Source organism: Streptosporangium nanhuense, from assembly GCF_059358815.1.
Genome location: NZ_JCADBG010000010.1, coordinates 174,035 through 189,680 on the forward strand (window position 1 = coordinate 174,035; position 15,646 = coordinate 189,680).

9 protein-coding genes and 1 riboswitch are annotated in these 15,646 nt (G+C 72.5%); of the genes, 2 read left to right on the forward strand and 7 right to left on the reverse strand.

Features of this window, described 5'->3' with window-relative positions; all coding sequences use genetic code 11:
- Positions 1 to 30: 30 nt before the first annotated feature.
- Together AC5L38_RS20740 and AC5L38_RS20745 are read left to right on the forward strand one after the other, a co-directional pair.
- Positions 31 to 1,125 carry a GntG family PLP-dependent aldolase gene (locus AC5L38_RS20740; protein ID WP_495244455.1) on the forward strand — a complete coding sequence of 365 codons (1,095 nt, stop codon included), beginning with the start codon at positions 31 to 33 and terminating at the stop codon, positions 1,123 to 1,125.
- A gap of 23 nt (positions 1,126 to 1,148) precedes the next feature.
- A complete protein-coding gene (locus AC5L38_RS20745) occupies positions 1,149 to 2,519 on the forward strand; it encodes an MFS transporter (protein ID WP_495244456.1) in 1,371 nt (456 codons plus the stop codon).
- 59 nt (positions 2,520 to 2,578) lie between these two features.
- On the opposite strand, the gene AC5L38_RS20750 is transcribed toward AC5L38_RS20745, so the two are convergent.
- The 7 genes from AC5L38_RS20750 to AC5L38_RS20780 form a co-directional block, all read right to left on the reverse strand.
- On the reverse strand, positions 2,579 to 3,682 hold the full coding sequence (locus AC5L38_RS20750) for a lytic polysaccharide monooxygenase auxiliary activity family 9 protein (RefSeq protein WP_495244457.1): 1,104 nt from the start codon (positions 3,680 to 3,682) through the stop codon (positions 2,579 to 2,581).
- A 224-nt stretch (positions 3,683 to 3,906) separates the two neighbouring features.
- The gene (locus tag AC5L38_RS20755; RefSeq protein WP_495244458.1) at positions 3,907 to 6,225 is read right to left on the reverse strand and encodes a polysaccharide lyase 8 family protein; all 2,319 of its coding nucleotides are present in this window, start codon (positions 6,223 to 6,225) and stop codon (positions 3,907 to 3,909) included.
- 340 nt (positions 6,226 to 6,565) lie between these two features.
- Positions 6,566 to 6,979, reverse strand: coding sequence for a type II toxin-antitoxin system VapC family toxin (locus tag AC5L38_RS20760; protein ID WP_495244459.1), 414 nt, complete (start codon positions 6,977 to 6,979; stop codon positions 6,566 to 6,568).
- Positions 6,976 to 7,200 carry a FitA-like ribbon-helix-helix domain-containing protein gene (locus AC5L38_RS20765; protein ID WP_495244460.1) on the reverse strand — a complete coding sequence of 75 codons (225 nt, stop codon included), beginning with the start codon at positions 7,198 to 7,200 and terminating at the stop codon, positions 6,976 to 6,978. The genes AC5L38_RS20760 and AC5L38_RS20765 overlap by 4 nt, the downstream gene beginning before the upstream one ends.
- Before the next feature lie 324 nt (positions 7,201 to 7,524).
- Entirely contained in the window at positions 7,525 to 11,193 is a 3,669-nt protein-coding gene (metH, locus tag AC5L38_RS20770) for a methionine synthase (RefSeq protein WP_495244461.1), read from the reverse strand.
- A gap of 14 nt (positions 11,194 to 11,207) precedes the next feature.
- Positions 11,208 to 11,283, reverse strand: a riboswitch (S-adenosyl-L-homocysteine riboswitch).
- Positions 11,284 to 11,523: 240 nt separating this feature from the next.
- The gene (locus AC5L38_RS20775) at positions 11,524 to 12,216 is read right to left on the reverse strand and encodes a formylglycine-generating enzyme family protein (protein WP_495244462.1); all 693 of its coding nucleotides are present in this window, start codon (positions 12,214 to 12,216) and stop codon (positions 11,524 to 11,526) included.
- A gap of 139 nt (positions 12,217 to 12,355) precedes the next feature.
- Entirely contained in the window at positions 12,356 to 15,613 is a 3,258-nt protein-coding gene (locus AC5L38_RS20780) for an ATP-binding protein (RefSeq protein WP_495244463.1), read from the reverse strand.
- Positions 15,614 to 15,646 lie beyond the last annotated feature (33 nt).

Below are 15,646 nucleotides of genomic sequence, written 5' to 3' on the forward strand. Positions count from 1 at the left end.
GGAAATCCCGATTGGAATCCCATGACGAGCGTGCTGGACACACCCCACCTGGTCGCCGGAGAGCACGACGACGGCGGCGAGATCGAGCTGCGCAGCGACACCTTCACGCTGCCGACCCCCGAGATGCTGGAGGCCGCCGCGAACGCGCCGCTGGGCGACGACGTCTACGGCGAGGACCCGACGGTGGCCAAGCTGGAACGGCTCGCCGCCAACCTGCTCGGCAAGGCCGCGGGCTGCCTGATGCCGAGCGGCACCATGGCCAACCTCGCGGCGCTGCTGGCGCACTGCCCGCGCGGCGGCAAGGCGATCGTCGGCCACGAGTCCGACCTGTACGTCTACGAGGCCGGGGGCGCGTCGATGTGCGGCGGCATCGTCTACGAGCCGCTCGCCAACCAGCCGGACGGGACGATCAGCCTGGACGACATCGCCGAGGCGTGCACGGTCGACCGCACCGACCCGCAGATCGCGCCTCCGGCGCTGGTCAGCCTGGAGACGCCGCAGAACCGGTGCGGCGGCCTGCCGCTCCAGCTGGACTACCTCGCCGAGGTGGCCCAGCTGACGCGCTCGCACGGGGTGGCGCTGCACCTGGACGGGGCGCGCATCTTCAACGCCTCGGTCGCGCTGGGCGTCACCCCCGCGGAGATCGCCTTCTACGCCGACACGGTGCAGATCTGCCTGTCGAAGGGCCTGTGCGCGCCGATCGGGTCGGTCCTGGTGGGCGACCGGGCGATCATCGCCCAGGCCCGGCGGATGCGGAAGATGCTCGGCGGCGGCATGCGGCAGGCCGGCATGATCGCCGCCTGCGGCATCATCGCCCTCACCGAGATGACCGGCAGGCTGGCCGAGGACCACGAGAAGGCCGCCCGCCTCGCCCGCGGGCTGTCACGGCTGCCGGGCGTCCGGCTGGCCCCCGGCCCGCCGATCACGAACATGGTGTTCTTCCGCGTACGCGACGAGCGCTACACCACCCGCTCGTTCATCGCGGCGGCCCGGCGCCGGGGCGTCCGGGTGGAGGAGCTGGGCCACGGGCGGATCCGGGCGGTGACCCACGCGGGGGTCGGCACCGACGCCGTCGACCGGGCGATCAAGATCTTCGCCGAGCTGCTCGCGCCCAGCGGCCGATGAGAACCCACCGGGGCGGAGGGACCATGAGAACGAACGGGAGCGACGCGGCGGAGCGGGCCACGCACGGCGCCGGGAACGCACCGGCGGAGAGGATGGGGGCGACGGCGACGAGCGCCGCCGGGGCCCCGGGGCGGGAGACGGGAACGAGCGCCAGGAGCCCGAAGCCGGAGACGGAAGGGAACCCCGTCCCCGCCGGGCTGGGGCGGCCCTTCCACCACCTGTGGGCCGCGTCCGGCCTGTCGAACCTCGCCGACGGCGTCCTGCTCGTCGGCGTACCCCTGCTGGCGATCTCCCTCACCCGCTCGCCGGTGCTGGTGTCGCTGGTCAGCGCCGCCACGACGCTGCCGTGGCTGCTGCTGGCCCTGCACGCGGGCGCGATCGCCGACCGCCGCGACCGGCGCCGGATCATGATCCTGGCCGGCTGGTCGCGCGCGGCCGTGCTGGCCGCGACGGCTGCCGCCGCCTGGGACGGCGTGCTGACCCTGCCGGTGCTGGTGGCCGCGGTGCTGCTGGCCGGGGCCGCGGAGGTGTTCGCCGACACCTCCGCCCAGTCGGCGCTGCCGATGACCGTGACCGGCGACCGGCTGGAGGCGGCCAACGGGCGGCTCGTCGCCACCCAGACCCTCGGCAACCACTTCCTCGGGGCGCCGCTCGCGGGCCTGCTGGTCGGCCTGGCCGGCATCGCCGCCACCGCCGTCTTCGGGACGGCCGCCCTGCTGTACGCGGGCGCCGCGCTCCTGCTGCTCGGCCTGCGCGGGCGGTTCCGCCCGGAGGCCGCCCCGGCGCAGGCGCTGCGCGCCGACATCGCCGACGGCATGCGCTACCTGTGGGGACACCGCGCCCTGCGCGGCCTGGCCGCGTACTCCGGCGTGCTCAACCTCGCCTACGGCGCGTACTTCGCCGTCTTCGTGCTGTGGGTGGTCGGCGACGGCTCCCGCGTGGGGCTCACCCCGGGCCAGTACGGCTTCCTGGCGGCGACGCTGGCGGCGGGGGCGGTGGCCGGGTCGGTGCTCTCCGGGCGGCTCACCCGGGCCGCCGGCGCGAACGGCGCCCTGATGGGCGTCACGCTGCTGAACGGGCTCCTGCTGCTGGTGCCCCTGCTCGTCCCCTCGCCGCTGGCGGTCTTCCCCGCCGCCGCGGGCATCGGCGCGGCCAACGCCGTCACCAACGTCGTCTCCGTCTCGCTGCGCCAGCGGCTCATCCCCGACGGCCTGCTCGGGCGGGTGAACGCCACCTGTCGTCTCATCGGCATGGGCGCCATGCCGCTGGGCGCCGCGGCCGGTGGCCTGGTCGCCGCCCTCGCGGGCCTGCCCGCCGTCTTCTGGGCCGCCTGCGCGCTCTCCCTGCTCGGCGCCGCCCTGGTGCCGCGCGGCGAGACCGTTCCGAAGCCGTGAACAACGGGGCCGGCCCGCCACCCGGGGGGGGAGGTGGCGGGCCGGCGCGTACGTTCCGGTCAGGTCGCCGTACAGGTGAGGGTGGGGGTGCCGCTGGTACCGGTGCCGAGGAACCCGAAGGTGCCGACGGCGCCGGCGCCCAGTGAGCCGTTGTGGGCGACGTTGCGGGCGCTGACCGAGGACCCGCTGCTGGTCAGGGTCGCGTTCCACGACGAGGTGACCCTCTCGCTGCCCGCGAAGGTCCAGTTCACCGTCCAGCCGGTGATCGCCCTGGAGCCGGCGGTCACGCTCACGTCGGCCTGGAAGCCGCCGGACCACTGGGAGGTGACGCGGTAGGTGGCCGAGCAGCCGCCCGGGACCGGGGTCGGGGTCGGCGTGGGAGTCGGGGTCGGGGTGGGAGTCGGCGTCGGGGTCGGCGTGGGGGTCGGGTCGGGGTTCGAGCCGCCGGTGAAGTTGACGTCGCTGCAGAAGTAGTAGGACTGGTCGAGGTGGCTGGCCTGCCAGACGGTGTAGACGATGTGGTGGCCGCTACGGCCGGGCGCGTTCACCGGGATGGCCGTGGTGGTGCCGGTGGGCCTGCTGCCCAGCTGGTTGACGAGTTCCAGGTCACTCCACCTCAGCGCCTGGGTCTTGGGGTTGAAGCCCTGTTTGGTGACGTAGACGCGGATGTAGTCCGCGCCGTGCGAGGCCTGGTCCAGCAGGTTCATCGTGAACGAGGCGGGACGGTCCACGGTCTTCCACGCGCCCACGGTGTCCATGGAGTTGTAGCGCCCGCCCTCGGTCCGGCCGCCGCTGCACAGCTGCCCGTCGGGGATCGCGGCCTGGTGGTTGCCGCCGACGCCCTCGCGGAACAGCCCGTTCCAGTTCCACATCGCGTTGGTGTTGCTCTGCCAGGCCTGCCAGCACATCGGGTCCTGCTGGGCCATCGCCGGGTTCTGGAAGTCGCCGCCCCAGCGCTGCCAGCAGCCGTAGTTGCGCGAGGGCGGGTCGCTGATCGAGCCGTGCGCGGCGGCGGGGGTCGCCGTCACGGTGGTGAGCGCGAACGCGGTCGCGAGCGCGACCAGCGCCGCGACGACCGTCCGCCAGACCGGGATCCGGCGGACGAGCGCGACGTCGGACAGGCGGGCCTGGTCGCGCAGGAGTCGGAGCGTACGTGACCTCATCGGGTACAGGTCTCCTTCTAGGGTGCCGGGGGACGGGTCCTGGCGCGCCGAGTGAGGGAGGGGTCCTCACGCCAGAGGTTCCTCACCGTCGCCGAATCCGTATGTGGGGGCAACAGTGATCTACGGCTCTCGAAGGGGGACGGGCCTGGAGCTGGCCATACCTCGCAAAAGCGGATGAAAGGTTCATTTCCAAATGGTTTTCCTGGGGGCGACCTCCATCCGAGTCAGACGCGCACCTCCGCGGTGTGGGCGTACCCGCGGCTGCCACCCACTTCCACCTTGAGCGCGTTCCTGGACCTGCGCACGCTGCGGTCGCTCTCCTTGACCGATCTCACCGGCCAGGGCAACGTGATCTTCACCTCGTCGACGGTCCTGGACGGGTCGGACACCGCGAGCCGTACCCGCTCGCCGGCGCGGCGGACCAGCAGCGTGCAGGGGCCGTCGACGGTGAGCGGCCCGTCCTGGGTCTTGACGGTTCCCGCACGCCAGAAGACGGCGGCTATCACGCCGTCGCGCGAGATGGCCTGCACCGCCCCGGAGTTGGCGAGGACCTCGATCCGCCCCTCGTAGGCCTCCATCTGCGTGATGGAGGCGTCAGGCAGCACGGCGTAGGCGTAGCGGGCCCTGCGGGGATCGACGCCGTGGTCGATGAGGATCGTCGTGTAGTGCCTGGTGACAGGGGAGCTGTCGCCACCGGTGGTGGCGCCCTTGTCGATGTCGCGCCAGCGGCCGGTGCGCTTCTTGCGGATCACCTTCGCGTCGGCGCCGTCGAGCAGCGCGTAGCCGGCCACACCGGACAGGTGGATCCAGCCGTCGCCCCGGGTCAGCGGCGGATGCCGGTCGTGGGTGTTGCGGTTCTCCAGGACGGTCTCGACGCGGCGGCCGTCGGAGGCGGTGATGCCGGCGCCGAGCGCGATCACCGCGTCGTCGAGCATGAACCACGCCTTCTTCGCCCGCAGCGAGGAGCCGGCGGCGATCAGCCTCATGGCCGCCACACCGTACTCGCCGTCGAGTGCCACGCCGCCCGCCCACCGGGTGGGGGGCAGGCGACGGTGGTCGTGCGGGAGATCGGCGCGCCTGCGCCTGTCGACCGTCGTGCCCGGCAGCCGGTAAGGGTCGATCGTGGGCCACAGGTCGTCGTTCCAGTGGGTGAGGTCGCCGGTGTAGAGGTAGGTCATGCCGTCGCCGGTGTACCAGCCGTGCAGGTTCTCCCGGTTCATGGCCTCGGCCGCGCCGATGCGCCGCGAGCTCATCGCGATCGCGTACGCCCAGGTGGGACGGCGGTGCACGACCCGGTCCATGTCGGCGAAGACGTACGTGCCCGTCGTGCGCGGGCCGATCGGCACCGACGGGTCGGCCAGCAGGGCCGTGGCCCTGGCGATGCTCGCCGGCGGTGCGAACGCGCCGTAGGGGGTGGCCTGGTTGCGGGCGAGCCAGCCCTTGACCAGCGGCCGCCAACGCCGGGCGTGGCGCTCGGGTGCCGTCTCCAACAGGGTGAGGACGGCCTCGACCGCCTTGTGTCCCGAGTGGTGGTCACGGTGGCCCTGCACCGAGATCTGCCGGCCGCGTACGCAGTCCATCATCAGCCCGTCGAAGACGAACGGCACGAAGGAGCGGTCCACGAGATCGTAGACGTTGCCGATGCCGGTGATCTCCCACGGTGACCTGGCGAGCATGGCGATCAGCTTGGCCACGCTCTCCAGGTAGTCCACGCCGTAGCTGCCGGTGTAGGGGTACACGTCGTGCTGGATGAACGATCCGTCACGGTAGAAGCCGTCGCCCGGGCCCCTGGTCAGCCGCAGCAGGTCGGAGACCGCGTCCCTGGCCCGCCTGACGAGGCGCGCGTCGTGGGTGAGCACCCCGCGCATCGCCACCGCCATGGCCTTGCCCGCGCGGTTGGCACCGGTCTCGACGACGCCGGGGTGGCTGACCCGGCGCTCCGGGTCGGGGCACCAGCGGCGCAGGGGGCGCAACCAGCGGTCGAGGCGGCCCGAGGGCAGGCCGTCGTACAACAGGGCGCAGGTGTCGGTCAGCGCGCGCGGGACGCCGATCTCCCACCAGAACCAGTTGCTGCCCCGCCGGTCGAGCCCCTCGTGGTAGGCGTGCTCGTAGAGGAAGTCCAGCGCCCTGACGGCGGTCTCGGCGACCCGGCCGTCCCGGTGCATGGCGGTGCCCGGCGTGGCCCAGGCCAGCGCCAGCGTGCGCATGCGGTTGTAGGAACGGTTGAAATTACCCGTCCGGGGGTCCGACAGCGGCAGGTCGGGCCACAGGCTCGGGCGACCGGCGGCGGGCCTCAGCTTGCGCAGCACCGCGTTGGCCGAGCCCTCGAGCGCCTTCGTCCTGTCGATGTACGCCCTGTCGGTATGAGCGGAGCTGTCCGACCCACCGGCCAGCAGGCTCACCCACCGCTCACGCGCGGCGTCGAACGCCGCCGCGTCGACCGCGGCGCCGCCGACCGCCTCGGCCGGTCTCTCCCACAGGGCGAGACCGGCCACTGTCGCGGCGCCCAGCAGGGCGGACCGCCGGCTGAGGGGGTGGTGCATGAAGACTCTTCCGGCGATGGGGCAATATTAAAAAGATCATAGGGTGACATACGGGCTGGTTGTTCACTTCCGGTGACGGTGAGAAGGACTCCGTCAGGCCCATGCCGAACCGGTCGGCGTCCAGCAGCCCGAACAACTTGAGTGATACAGGAAGCAGTCGTCCGGTGGCGCCCGGGGCGGACCAGAGCCCCACCGAACCCGGATCGCTTCATGGTGCGATGAGCGAGTCCTCTGGTGAGGGAGCGAGTGGCGTCATGAACCCTCCGATGGAATCGGAAACCCCGCGTTCGCAGTCTCTCCGGTCGTGGTCACGGCGTTTCGTGGTCACGGCGTTTCGTGGTCACGGCAGCGGGGGCACGTAGCAGTGGATCTCCGCCCGATGCCCCGTGGCACCGGCGAACTTGGCGTCGTCGGTCAGCAGCGGTATGCCCAGCAGTTCGGCGAGGGCCACGTACATGCCGTCGTAGGCGGTGAGATTGTCGCGCAGTTCCAGCACCCGCGACCGCAGAGGCAGCATCGGGTGCCGGACGATCCTGAGCTCGGCGTAGCGCTCCAGCATGATCCGGCCTCGCGCCTCGGAGATCCGCACTTCCGGCTTACCGGTGATCACATGTCCGCGCACCACCGAGGCGATCTCCACATCGATCGACGCCGGGGCGTGCACCTTGCGCGCCAGCCTCCGGCGGAGAAGGGCATCGCCCTTCACATTGGCCAGCAGGCGGAAAACGATCGAGGCGTCCACGACCAGGCTCACCGGCGATCCTCACGCAGCGTCTCGCGTACGAAATCAGGGTCGTACGGCGCCGGCTCGTCAGCGGCGATCTTGGCCATCACCTCGTCCGACGACGGGGTGGCCGCCTCCTCGTTCAGCAGGTCACGCAGGTAGGCCGTCAGTGATTTCCCTTCGCGTTCGGCTCGCGCCTTCAGCGTCCGCTCGGTCGCTTCCGGGACATCTCGAATCTGAATGATTCCCACCCTTCCACGCCAGCATGCAGTCTGCATGCAACTTTGGCGCCGACTGCCGTCACACCCTTGACGTGTTTCTCAAGAGATCCGGACGCCTTTTCCGGCGCTCACCTTCCCGCAACCATGCTCCTTCGGTGGTCAGTTCATCACTTTTAGCGATGCCCGCAGGCCAGGCGGCCATCTCCTCGGCCGGGCAATGGATTTTCTTCGGCCAACGCCCGACGTGACCGCCCGCTCCGCTTCCCTCCCCGCCCTTCGCCGCCGGTCAACGGTTCGAGCCGGGTTCCCGCCGGTCGAGTCACCGGCGGGAGACGGGCCCGTACGGGCGAGAGGTCAGCTGGGGTCGTAGGCGAGGTTGGGGCGCAGCCAGCGCTCGACCTCGGCGAGGTCCATGCCCCGGCGCAGGGCGTAGTCCTCGACCTGGTCCCTGCCGAGGCGGCCCACGGTGAAGTAGCGCGACGACTCGTGGGCGAAGATCAGCCCGCTCACGCTCGCGGCCGGGGTCATCGCGAAGGACTCGGTCAGGCCCATCCCGAGCTTGTCGGCTCCGAGCAGCTCGAACAGCTCCCGCTTCTCGCTGTGGTCCGGGCTCGCGGGGTAGCCGAGCGCGGGGCGGATGCCGCGGAAGCGCTCGGCGTGCAGGTCCTCGATGAGGGGCTCGGCGTCCGGCTCGAACCAGCCGCGCCGCGCCTGTAGGTGGATGTGCTCGGCGAACGCCTCGGCCAGGCGGTCGGCGAGGGCCTTCACCATGATCGACCGGTAGTCGTCGTTCTGGGCCTCGTAGCGGGCCGCGAGCTCCTCGGCGCCGTGCACGGCCACGGCGAACCCGCCCAGGTGGTCCCCGGCCGGGGCGATGTAGTCCGCCAGGCACCGGTTGGGCCGGCCGTCGGGCTTGGCCGTCTGCTGGCGCAGCATCGGCAGGCGAAGACCGTCCTCAAGCACGATGTCGTCGCCCTCGGAGTGGGCCGGCCAGTACGCGTAGGCGCCCTTGGCCTGGAAGCTCCCCTCGGCGATGATCTGGTCGAGCATGGTGTTGGCGTCGTCGAAGAGCTCGCGGGCCACCGGCTGGTCGAGGATGGCCGGATACTTGCCCTTCAGCTCCCAGGCCAGGAAGAGGAACTGCCAGTCGATCATCGCCCGGAGGGTCTCCAGGTCCGGCTCCACGAGGCGGACGCCGGTGAAGCCGGGGACCGGCAGGTCCTCGAAGGAGACCTTCTCGGGGTTCGCGCGGGCCTTCTCGACGCTCAGCAGCGGGGTGCGCTGCTTGTTGGCGTACTGCTCGCGCAGGCGCTCCTGGTCGGCGCGGTTGCTCTCCTCCAGCGCCCGGGCCCGGTCGTCGTCCATCAGGTCGGAGACCACGCCGACGACGCGCGAGGCGTCGAGCACGTGGACCGTGGGGTTGTCGTAGGCGGGGGCGATGCGGACCGCGGTGTGCTGGCGCGAGGTGGTGGCGCCGCCGACCAGCAGGGGCAGCTTCAGCCCGCGGCGCTTCATCTCCGCGGCGACGGTGACCATCTCGTCCAGCGACGGGGTGATCAGCCCGGAGAGCCCGATGACGTCGGCGCCCTCGGCGACCGCGGTGTCGAGGATGACCGAGGCGGGGACCATCACCCCGAGGTCGATGACCTCGTAGTTGTTGCAGCCGAGGACGACGCCCACGATGTTCTTGCCGATGTCGTGCACGTCGCCCTTGACGGTGGCGAGCACCACCTTGCCCTGGCCGCGGCCGGTGTCGATGCGCCCCTCCAGCCGGGCCTGCTCCTTCTCGGCCTCCATGTAGGGCTCCAGGTAGGCGACCGAGCGCTTCATCACCCGCGCGCTCTTGACCACCTGCGGCAGGAACATCTTCCCCGACCCGAACAGGTCGCCCACGACCTTCATCCCGTCCATGAGCGGCCCCTCGATCACCTCCAGGGGGCGTGCCCTCTGCTGCCGGGCCTCCTCGGTGTCGGCCTCGATGAAGTCGACGATGCCGTGCACGAGGGCGTACGACAGGCGCTCCTCCACCGGGGCGTCGCGCCAGGCCAGGTCCACGACGCGGCGGGTGCCGGAGCCGCTCACCGTCTCGGCGAAGGCGACGAGCCGGTCGGTGGCGTCGTCGCGCCGGTCGAAGATCACGTCCTCGACGAGTTCGAGCAGGTCGGCGGGGATGTCCTGGTAGACCGCGAGCTGCCCGGCGTTGACGATGCCCATGTCCAGCCCGGCGCGTACCGCGTGCAGCAGGAACGCCGAGTGCATCGCCTCGCGCACGACGTCGTTGCCGCGGAAGGAGAACGACAGGTTGGAGATGCCGCCGCTGGTCAGCGCCCCCGGGCAGCGCTCCTTGATCTTCGGCAGCGCCTCGATGAACGCCTTGGCGTAGCCGTTGTGCTCGCTGATGCCGGTGGCGACCGCGAGCACGTTGGGGTCGAACACGATGTCCTCGGGGGCGAACCCCGCCTTCTGGGTCAGCAGGTCGTAGGCGCGGGCGCAGATCGACACCTTGCGCTCGGCGGTGTCGGCCTGGCCCTGCTCGTCGAAGGCCATGACCACGACGCCCGCGCCGTAGTCGCGGATGATCCGGGCCTGCTCCAGGAAGGCCTCCTCGCCCTCCTTGAGGCTGATCGAGTTGACGACGCCCTTGCCCTGCACGCACTTGAGCCCGGCCTCCAGCACGCTCCACCGCGAGCTGTCGATCATGACCGGGATGCGGGCGACCTCGGGCTCGGTCGCGATCAGGTTCAGGAAGGTGGTCATGGCCTGCTCGCTGTCGAGCAGGTCGGCGTCCATGTTGACGTCGAGCAGGTTGGCGCCGCCGCGTACCTGCTCCAGCGCGACGTCGACGGCCGCCTGGTGGTCGTCGCCCTCGATCAGGCGGCGGAAGCGCGCCGAGCCGGTGACGTTGGTGCGCTCGCCGATCATGACGAACCCGGTGTCCGGGCCGATCTCGAAGGGCTCCAGGCCGCTGAAGCGGGTGCGGGCGGCCGGTGCCGGGATCTGGCGGGGCGAGTGGCCGGACACGGCGGCCGCGATCCGCTCGATGTGCGCCGGCGAGGTCCCGCAGCACCCGCCGACGATGTTGACCATGCCCGCCCCGGCGAACTCGTCGAGCAGCGCCGCCGTCTCCTCCGGGGTCTCGTCGTAGCCGCCGAAGGCGTTGGGCAGGCCCGCGTTGGGATGGCAGGCGACGTAGGTGCCGGCCAGGCGCGACAGCTCGGCGACGTGCGGGCGCGCCTCCTTGGCGCCCAGCGCGCAGTTCACGCCGACCACGAGCGGCTCGGCGTGGCGGATCGCGCTCCAGAACGCCTCGACGGTCTGTCCCGACAGCGTGCGCCCGCTCAGGTCGACGATCGTCACCGAGATCCACAGCGGCAGGTGCGGGGCGACCTCGCGCGCGGCGGCGATCGCGGCCTTCGCGTTGAGCGTGTCGAAGATCGTCTCGATCAGCAGCAGGTCGACGCCGCCCTCGGCCAGCGCGCTGATCTGCTCGGCGTACGTGGCGCGGACCTCGTCGAACGACACCGCCCGGTAGGCGGGGTCCTCCACGCGCGGGGACAGCGACAGCGTGACGTTCAGCGGGCCGATCGAACCGGCCACGAACCGGCCGCCCGCCTCGTCGGCGGCCTGGCGGGCCAGCTGGGCGGCCCGCACGTTCATCTCCCGCACCATCGACTCCAGCCCGTAGTCGGCCTGGCCGATGCTCGTGGCGGTGAAGGTGTTGGTGGTGGTGATGTCCGCGCCGGCCGCGAGGTACTGCCGGTGGATGTCCAGGATGACGTCGGGACGCGTCAGGTTCAGCAGGTCGGGGTCGCCGGTCACGTCGCGCGGGTGGTCGAGGAACCGGTCGCCGCGGTAGTCGGCCGGGGTGAGCGAGGCTCCCTGCAGCATCGTGCCCCAGGCCCCGTCGAGCACCAGGATCCGCTGTTCCAGCAGCTCCCGCAGGGCTCTCGCGCGGCCCTCGGCTCCCGGCACGCCGTCAGTGGGTACGAGGTCGCGCTCGTCGTGCTTCGAAGATCCGTTCACCGGTCAGCCTCCCGTCGTGGGAGGCGCCCTTGCCGGAAGATCCGGGCCGAGCGTGGCGGGCGTGAGCCCGTTGCAGCGCCTCTCGGCCTTGAGATCGAGAATACCGAGGGTTGGAACAAGACGCCAAACAACGGTCCACAATCCGGAAAGATCCTGTCCATATACCGTCATGAGACGTCTTCGGACGTCCTCGCGCGAAGATCGCCGCCTTCCCGTCCGCGGGTCGTCGTCCCCCGTGAGACTCGTCCCGCGCGGGAACCCGCCGGCCGGTCCCGGCGGCCTGGCTCACAGCGACCGAGCGAGCCGGAACCTCAGGTCGTCGAGTCCCGCTCACAGCGACCGGGCGAGCCGGAACCCCAGGTCGTCGACGCGGAAGGTGGGATGGCTCTTACGGCGGCACGAGGCCCGGCACCCCCGGGGCAGATCGGACCAGCTTCCCCCGCGGAACACGCGGTACGGGCCGTAGACCTCGGGGTCGTAGACGTCCCAGCACCACTCCCACACGTTGCCGATCATGTCGTGGAGCCCCCACGCGTTCGGCACCCTGGTCGCGACGTCGCGCACCTCGTCGCCGGAGTTCCCCCGGTGCCAGGCGATCTCGTCCAGCTCCCCGTAGCGGACGCCGGAGGTCCCGGCCCTGCAGGCGTACTCCCACTCCGCCTCGTACGGGAGGCGGTAGCCGCCGGACTCCGGCTCGCAGACCACGTCCAGCCCGTCGGGGTCGGCTCCCGCCGAGTAGCAGGGGTCGAGCCCCGCCGCCCGCGAGAGCAGGTTGCAGAACCGGACGGCGTCCATCCAGGAGACCTCGGTCACCGGCGTCCGCGGCCCCGCCGCGCTCTCGGGCGCCTCGCCCAGAACGCCGTGGTAGAGCTCGCGCGTCACCGGACGCGACGCCAGCAGGAAGGCCTTGACCTCCGCCTTCCAGACCGCCTTCGTGCCCTCGTCCCGCAGGAAGATCGCCCCTGCGGGGATCGTGACCATGTGTTCGGCGGCCCCCCGGGGCGGCGTCGATTCTGAGCTCATCGCGAGTCTCACCCTATATGGGCGCCGAACGCCGACGACGTGCCGAGACGCCCGTCCGCGAACGCGACCACGCACGCCGGGGGCACCCCCGCGGGCGCGGATGCCGAACGGCCGGCCTGTGACCGGTTGTGGCGGCGCTTCATCCGAGGGCGCGGGCCAGGGACTCGGCTCTGCGGTGATCGTAGGGTGCGGCCAGGCGTTCGGCGGTCGCCATCGCCCGTTCGGCCGCCCGCCTGGCCTGCCTTCGCCCGCCCAGGGCGGCCAGGATCAGCGCGAGGGCCCAGCCGATCCGGGCCGCGGCGCCGGGGTTGCGGGCGGCGTACCGGGAGAGGTGCCCGAGCAGGAGGGGGGCCGCGGTCCGGTCCTGTCCCGTGTCCCCGAGCAGCTCGGCGAGGCCGGTCCAGCACTCCAGCATGCCGGGTTGCACCGTCGGCAATCGCTCGGCCAGCGTCGCGGGCGCCCGCGCCGGGTCCAGGCGGGCCGCGATGGTGAGCAGGCGCAGCTCCCGGATCGTGCGGCTCGCCGGGCTGTCGCGCAGGCCGATCTCCTTCGCGTGCGTACGCCGCCGCTCGTGCGAGGCGCGGGCGGCCACCAGCAGCTCCCTGATCCGCTCCACCGGCACCCCGTCCAGGCGCAACAGCGCTTCGGCCCGGCCGGTCAGGCACCAGTGGCGGCCGATGTCGTCTCCGCCGACCCGCGTGACCGCCAGCTCCTCCGTCTGCGCGTATCCGGCGGCCGCCGCGGCGAACTCGCCCTGCCACAGCGCGGTCTCGGCGAGCATGCCGGCGCAGTTCTCGGCCACCCGCGGGTCGATCGTCCGCGACCGCCCTTCCGTGAACGACCGTCTGGCGTCCTCGAAACGGCCCGCGTGCAGCAGCTCGATCCCGCGGGCCAGCCGGGCCCGGTGCACGGCCTCGTCCGGGTGGTCGACGGCGGACAGTGCCCGGTCCGCGAGGCCGCCGTAGCGGGTGGCGATCCGGTGGTGACCGGCGAGGCGGGCGATGGTGGCGAAGTTCGCGTAGGACTCGGCGCGCAGGGCGGGGTCGGTGCCGCGGTCGGCGGCGTTGAGCTGGCGCAGCGAGGTCACCAGCATCACGGGGAGGTCCTGCTGGTGGTAGGCGAGCCGGGCGAGCACGGTCAGCGCCTGCGCGGCCTCGGCCTCGTCCCCGCGGGGTGCGGGCGGGAGACGGCGGGCGGCCGTGATCGGCAGGAGGCGGTGGGCGGCCTGGCGGGTGGCGGCGGCCAGGAGAGCGATCGCGAGGCCGGTGGGGGTGGTGGGGAGTGGCTCGCCGAGCGTGTCGAGGGCGGCGCGGGCCAGGCGGGTGGCGGCGCGTTCCCTGGCGAGCTGGTGGGAACTCACCGCGGCCATCCTGAGCAGGCGGGCCCGCAGGCGCGGGTCCTGCGCGGGGCGGTCGAGGTGCTCGCGGACGATCGCCACCGACTCCTCGTACAGGCGCAGTCGCAGGCACAACGTCCAGTAGTGGTCCAGGAAGCGCGGCTGCCCGGACACCCGCCAGGCCAGGCGGATGTTGTCCATCTCGGCGCCGAGCACGCGGACGGCCTCGGTGTCCGAGCCGTCCTGGAGCGCGGTGGCGTGCCGTTCGAGGAGACGGGCGTAATGGCGGGCGTGCCGTTCGCGTACCCCGGGGTCCTCCACACGGTCGGCGGCGAGCCGCTGGATGACGGGGTGGAGGGTGTACCGGCCGGACGGGGTGAGCCGCAGCATGCTGTGGTCGACCAGGTGGACCAGCGCCTCGGGGCCGGTCTCGGCGACCTCCAGGGCCGCGCGCAGGGTGGCGCCGCCGCCGAACACCGACAACGCCGCCAGCGCCGCCCGCCTCGCCGGGTCGAGCAGCCGCCAGGACGTCTCGAAGACCGTGCGCATGCTCGCGTGCCTGGACCGGGCGGCGGGCCCGGCCGCGCAGAGCAGCCCCGTGTCCACGCCGAGGCGTTCGGCCAGGTCTGCGCACGGCACGGCACGCAGCAGGCCGGCCGCCAGCTCGATCGCCAGCGGCAGCCCGCCGGTCGCGGCGCAGATCGCGGCCACCAGCGGGGCCTCGCGCTCGGGGTCGAACCCCGGCCTGGCCGTGAGCGCCCGCGCGACGAACAACGCCTCGGCGGACGGCCCGGCGAGTCCCTCGACCTCGACGGTCACCTGTCCGGGCACGTCCAGCTTCCGCCGGCTGGTCGCCAGCACCCGCAGGCCCGGCGCCACCCGCAGGATCTCCGCGATCACCCCGTCGAAGGACGGCAGGTGTTCGAGATTGTCGAGCACCAGCAGCGCCGAGCGACCGGCGAGGGCGGCGAGCAGCAGCTCGGCGGCGGGCCGCGGCGGCGAGAGGTCCACGCCGAGCCGGCGCGCGAGCGTCGTCACGGCCGCCTCCGCCCGCACCCCGACAAAAGACACGAACGCGACATCCGTCGAGGAGGGGGACGCGCCGTCGTGCTCACCGGTCCCCGTGGAGGACCCAGTCTTCGTGAAGGACCCCGTCTCCGTGGAGGACCCCGTCTTCGTGGAGGAGAGGGACGCGCCGTCCCGGTCCCCGGCCTCCGCCGCGGCGATGGCCAGGCGGGTCTTGCCGATGCCGCCAGGGCCCAACAGGGTGATCAGGCGTTCTCCGGACAGCAGGGCACGCAGGCGGCGAACGTCGGACTCGCGGCCGACCAGCTCCGCCCCGGGAACCGGCAGGGCGGCCCGGCGGGCGGTCGCGGGCCGGGGCGTGAGGTCCCGGCGGAGCGCGCGGGTCTCGGGCGCGGGATCGACGCCCAGCTCGCGCACCAGCCGCAGGCGCAGCTCCTCGTAACAGGCCAGGGCCGTGGCCCGGTTCCCGGTCCTGGCCAGGGAGGAGATCAGCACCCGGTGGGCCTCCTCGTCGTACGGATCGAGCTCCGTCACGATCCTGGCCAGGCGTACGACGTGTTCGCAGGCGGCGGGCCCGGCGCGTACCAGCAGCTCGCGCAGCACCAGCCGGGCCCGCCGCCGCTCGCACTCCAGCCACCCGGCGAACGCGGGCGCGTCCCCGAAGGCGAGACCGTCGAGGAACTCCCCGCGCCACAACCGGAGCGCCCCCGCCACCGTCGGGTCCCGGGTGAGCTGCCGGTAGTCCACGAAGCAGCCGTCGTCGGCGCGCAGGCCGACGTGGTCGCGGGTGATGTCGAGCCAGCCGCCCACGTCCCTGCGCAGCTCCGACAGCGCCAGCCGCAGGCTGCCCCTGGCGTTGGCGTCGGGACGCTCGCCCCACAGCAGCCCCGCGAGCTCGGCCCGCGAGCGCGCCCCCGGCGCGGTGGCGAGGTAGCAGAGGAGTGCCCGGGTCTTGGCGGAACGGATCCGCACCGGCCTTCCCCCGACGGCCAGCTCGGGCGTGCCGAGCAGCAGCAGGCTGAAGGACTCTCCCATACGAGGAAAGTAGGCGCGCGCCTGCCGCCCGGC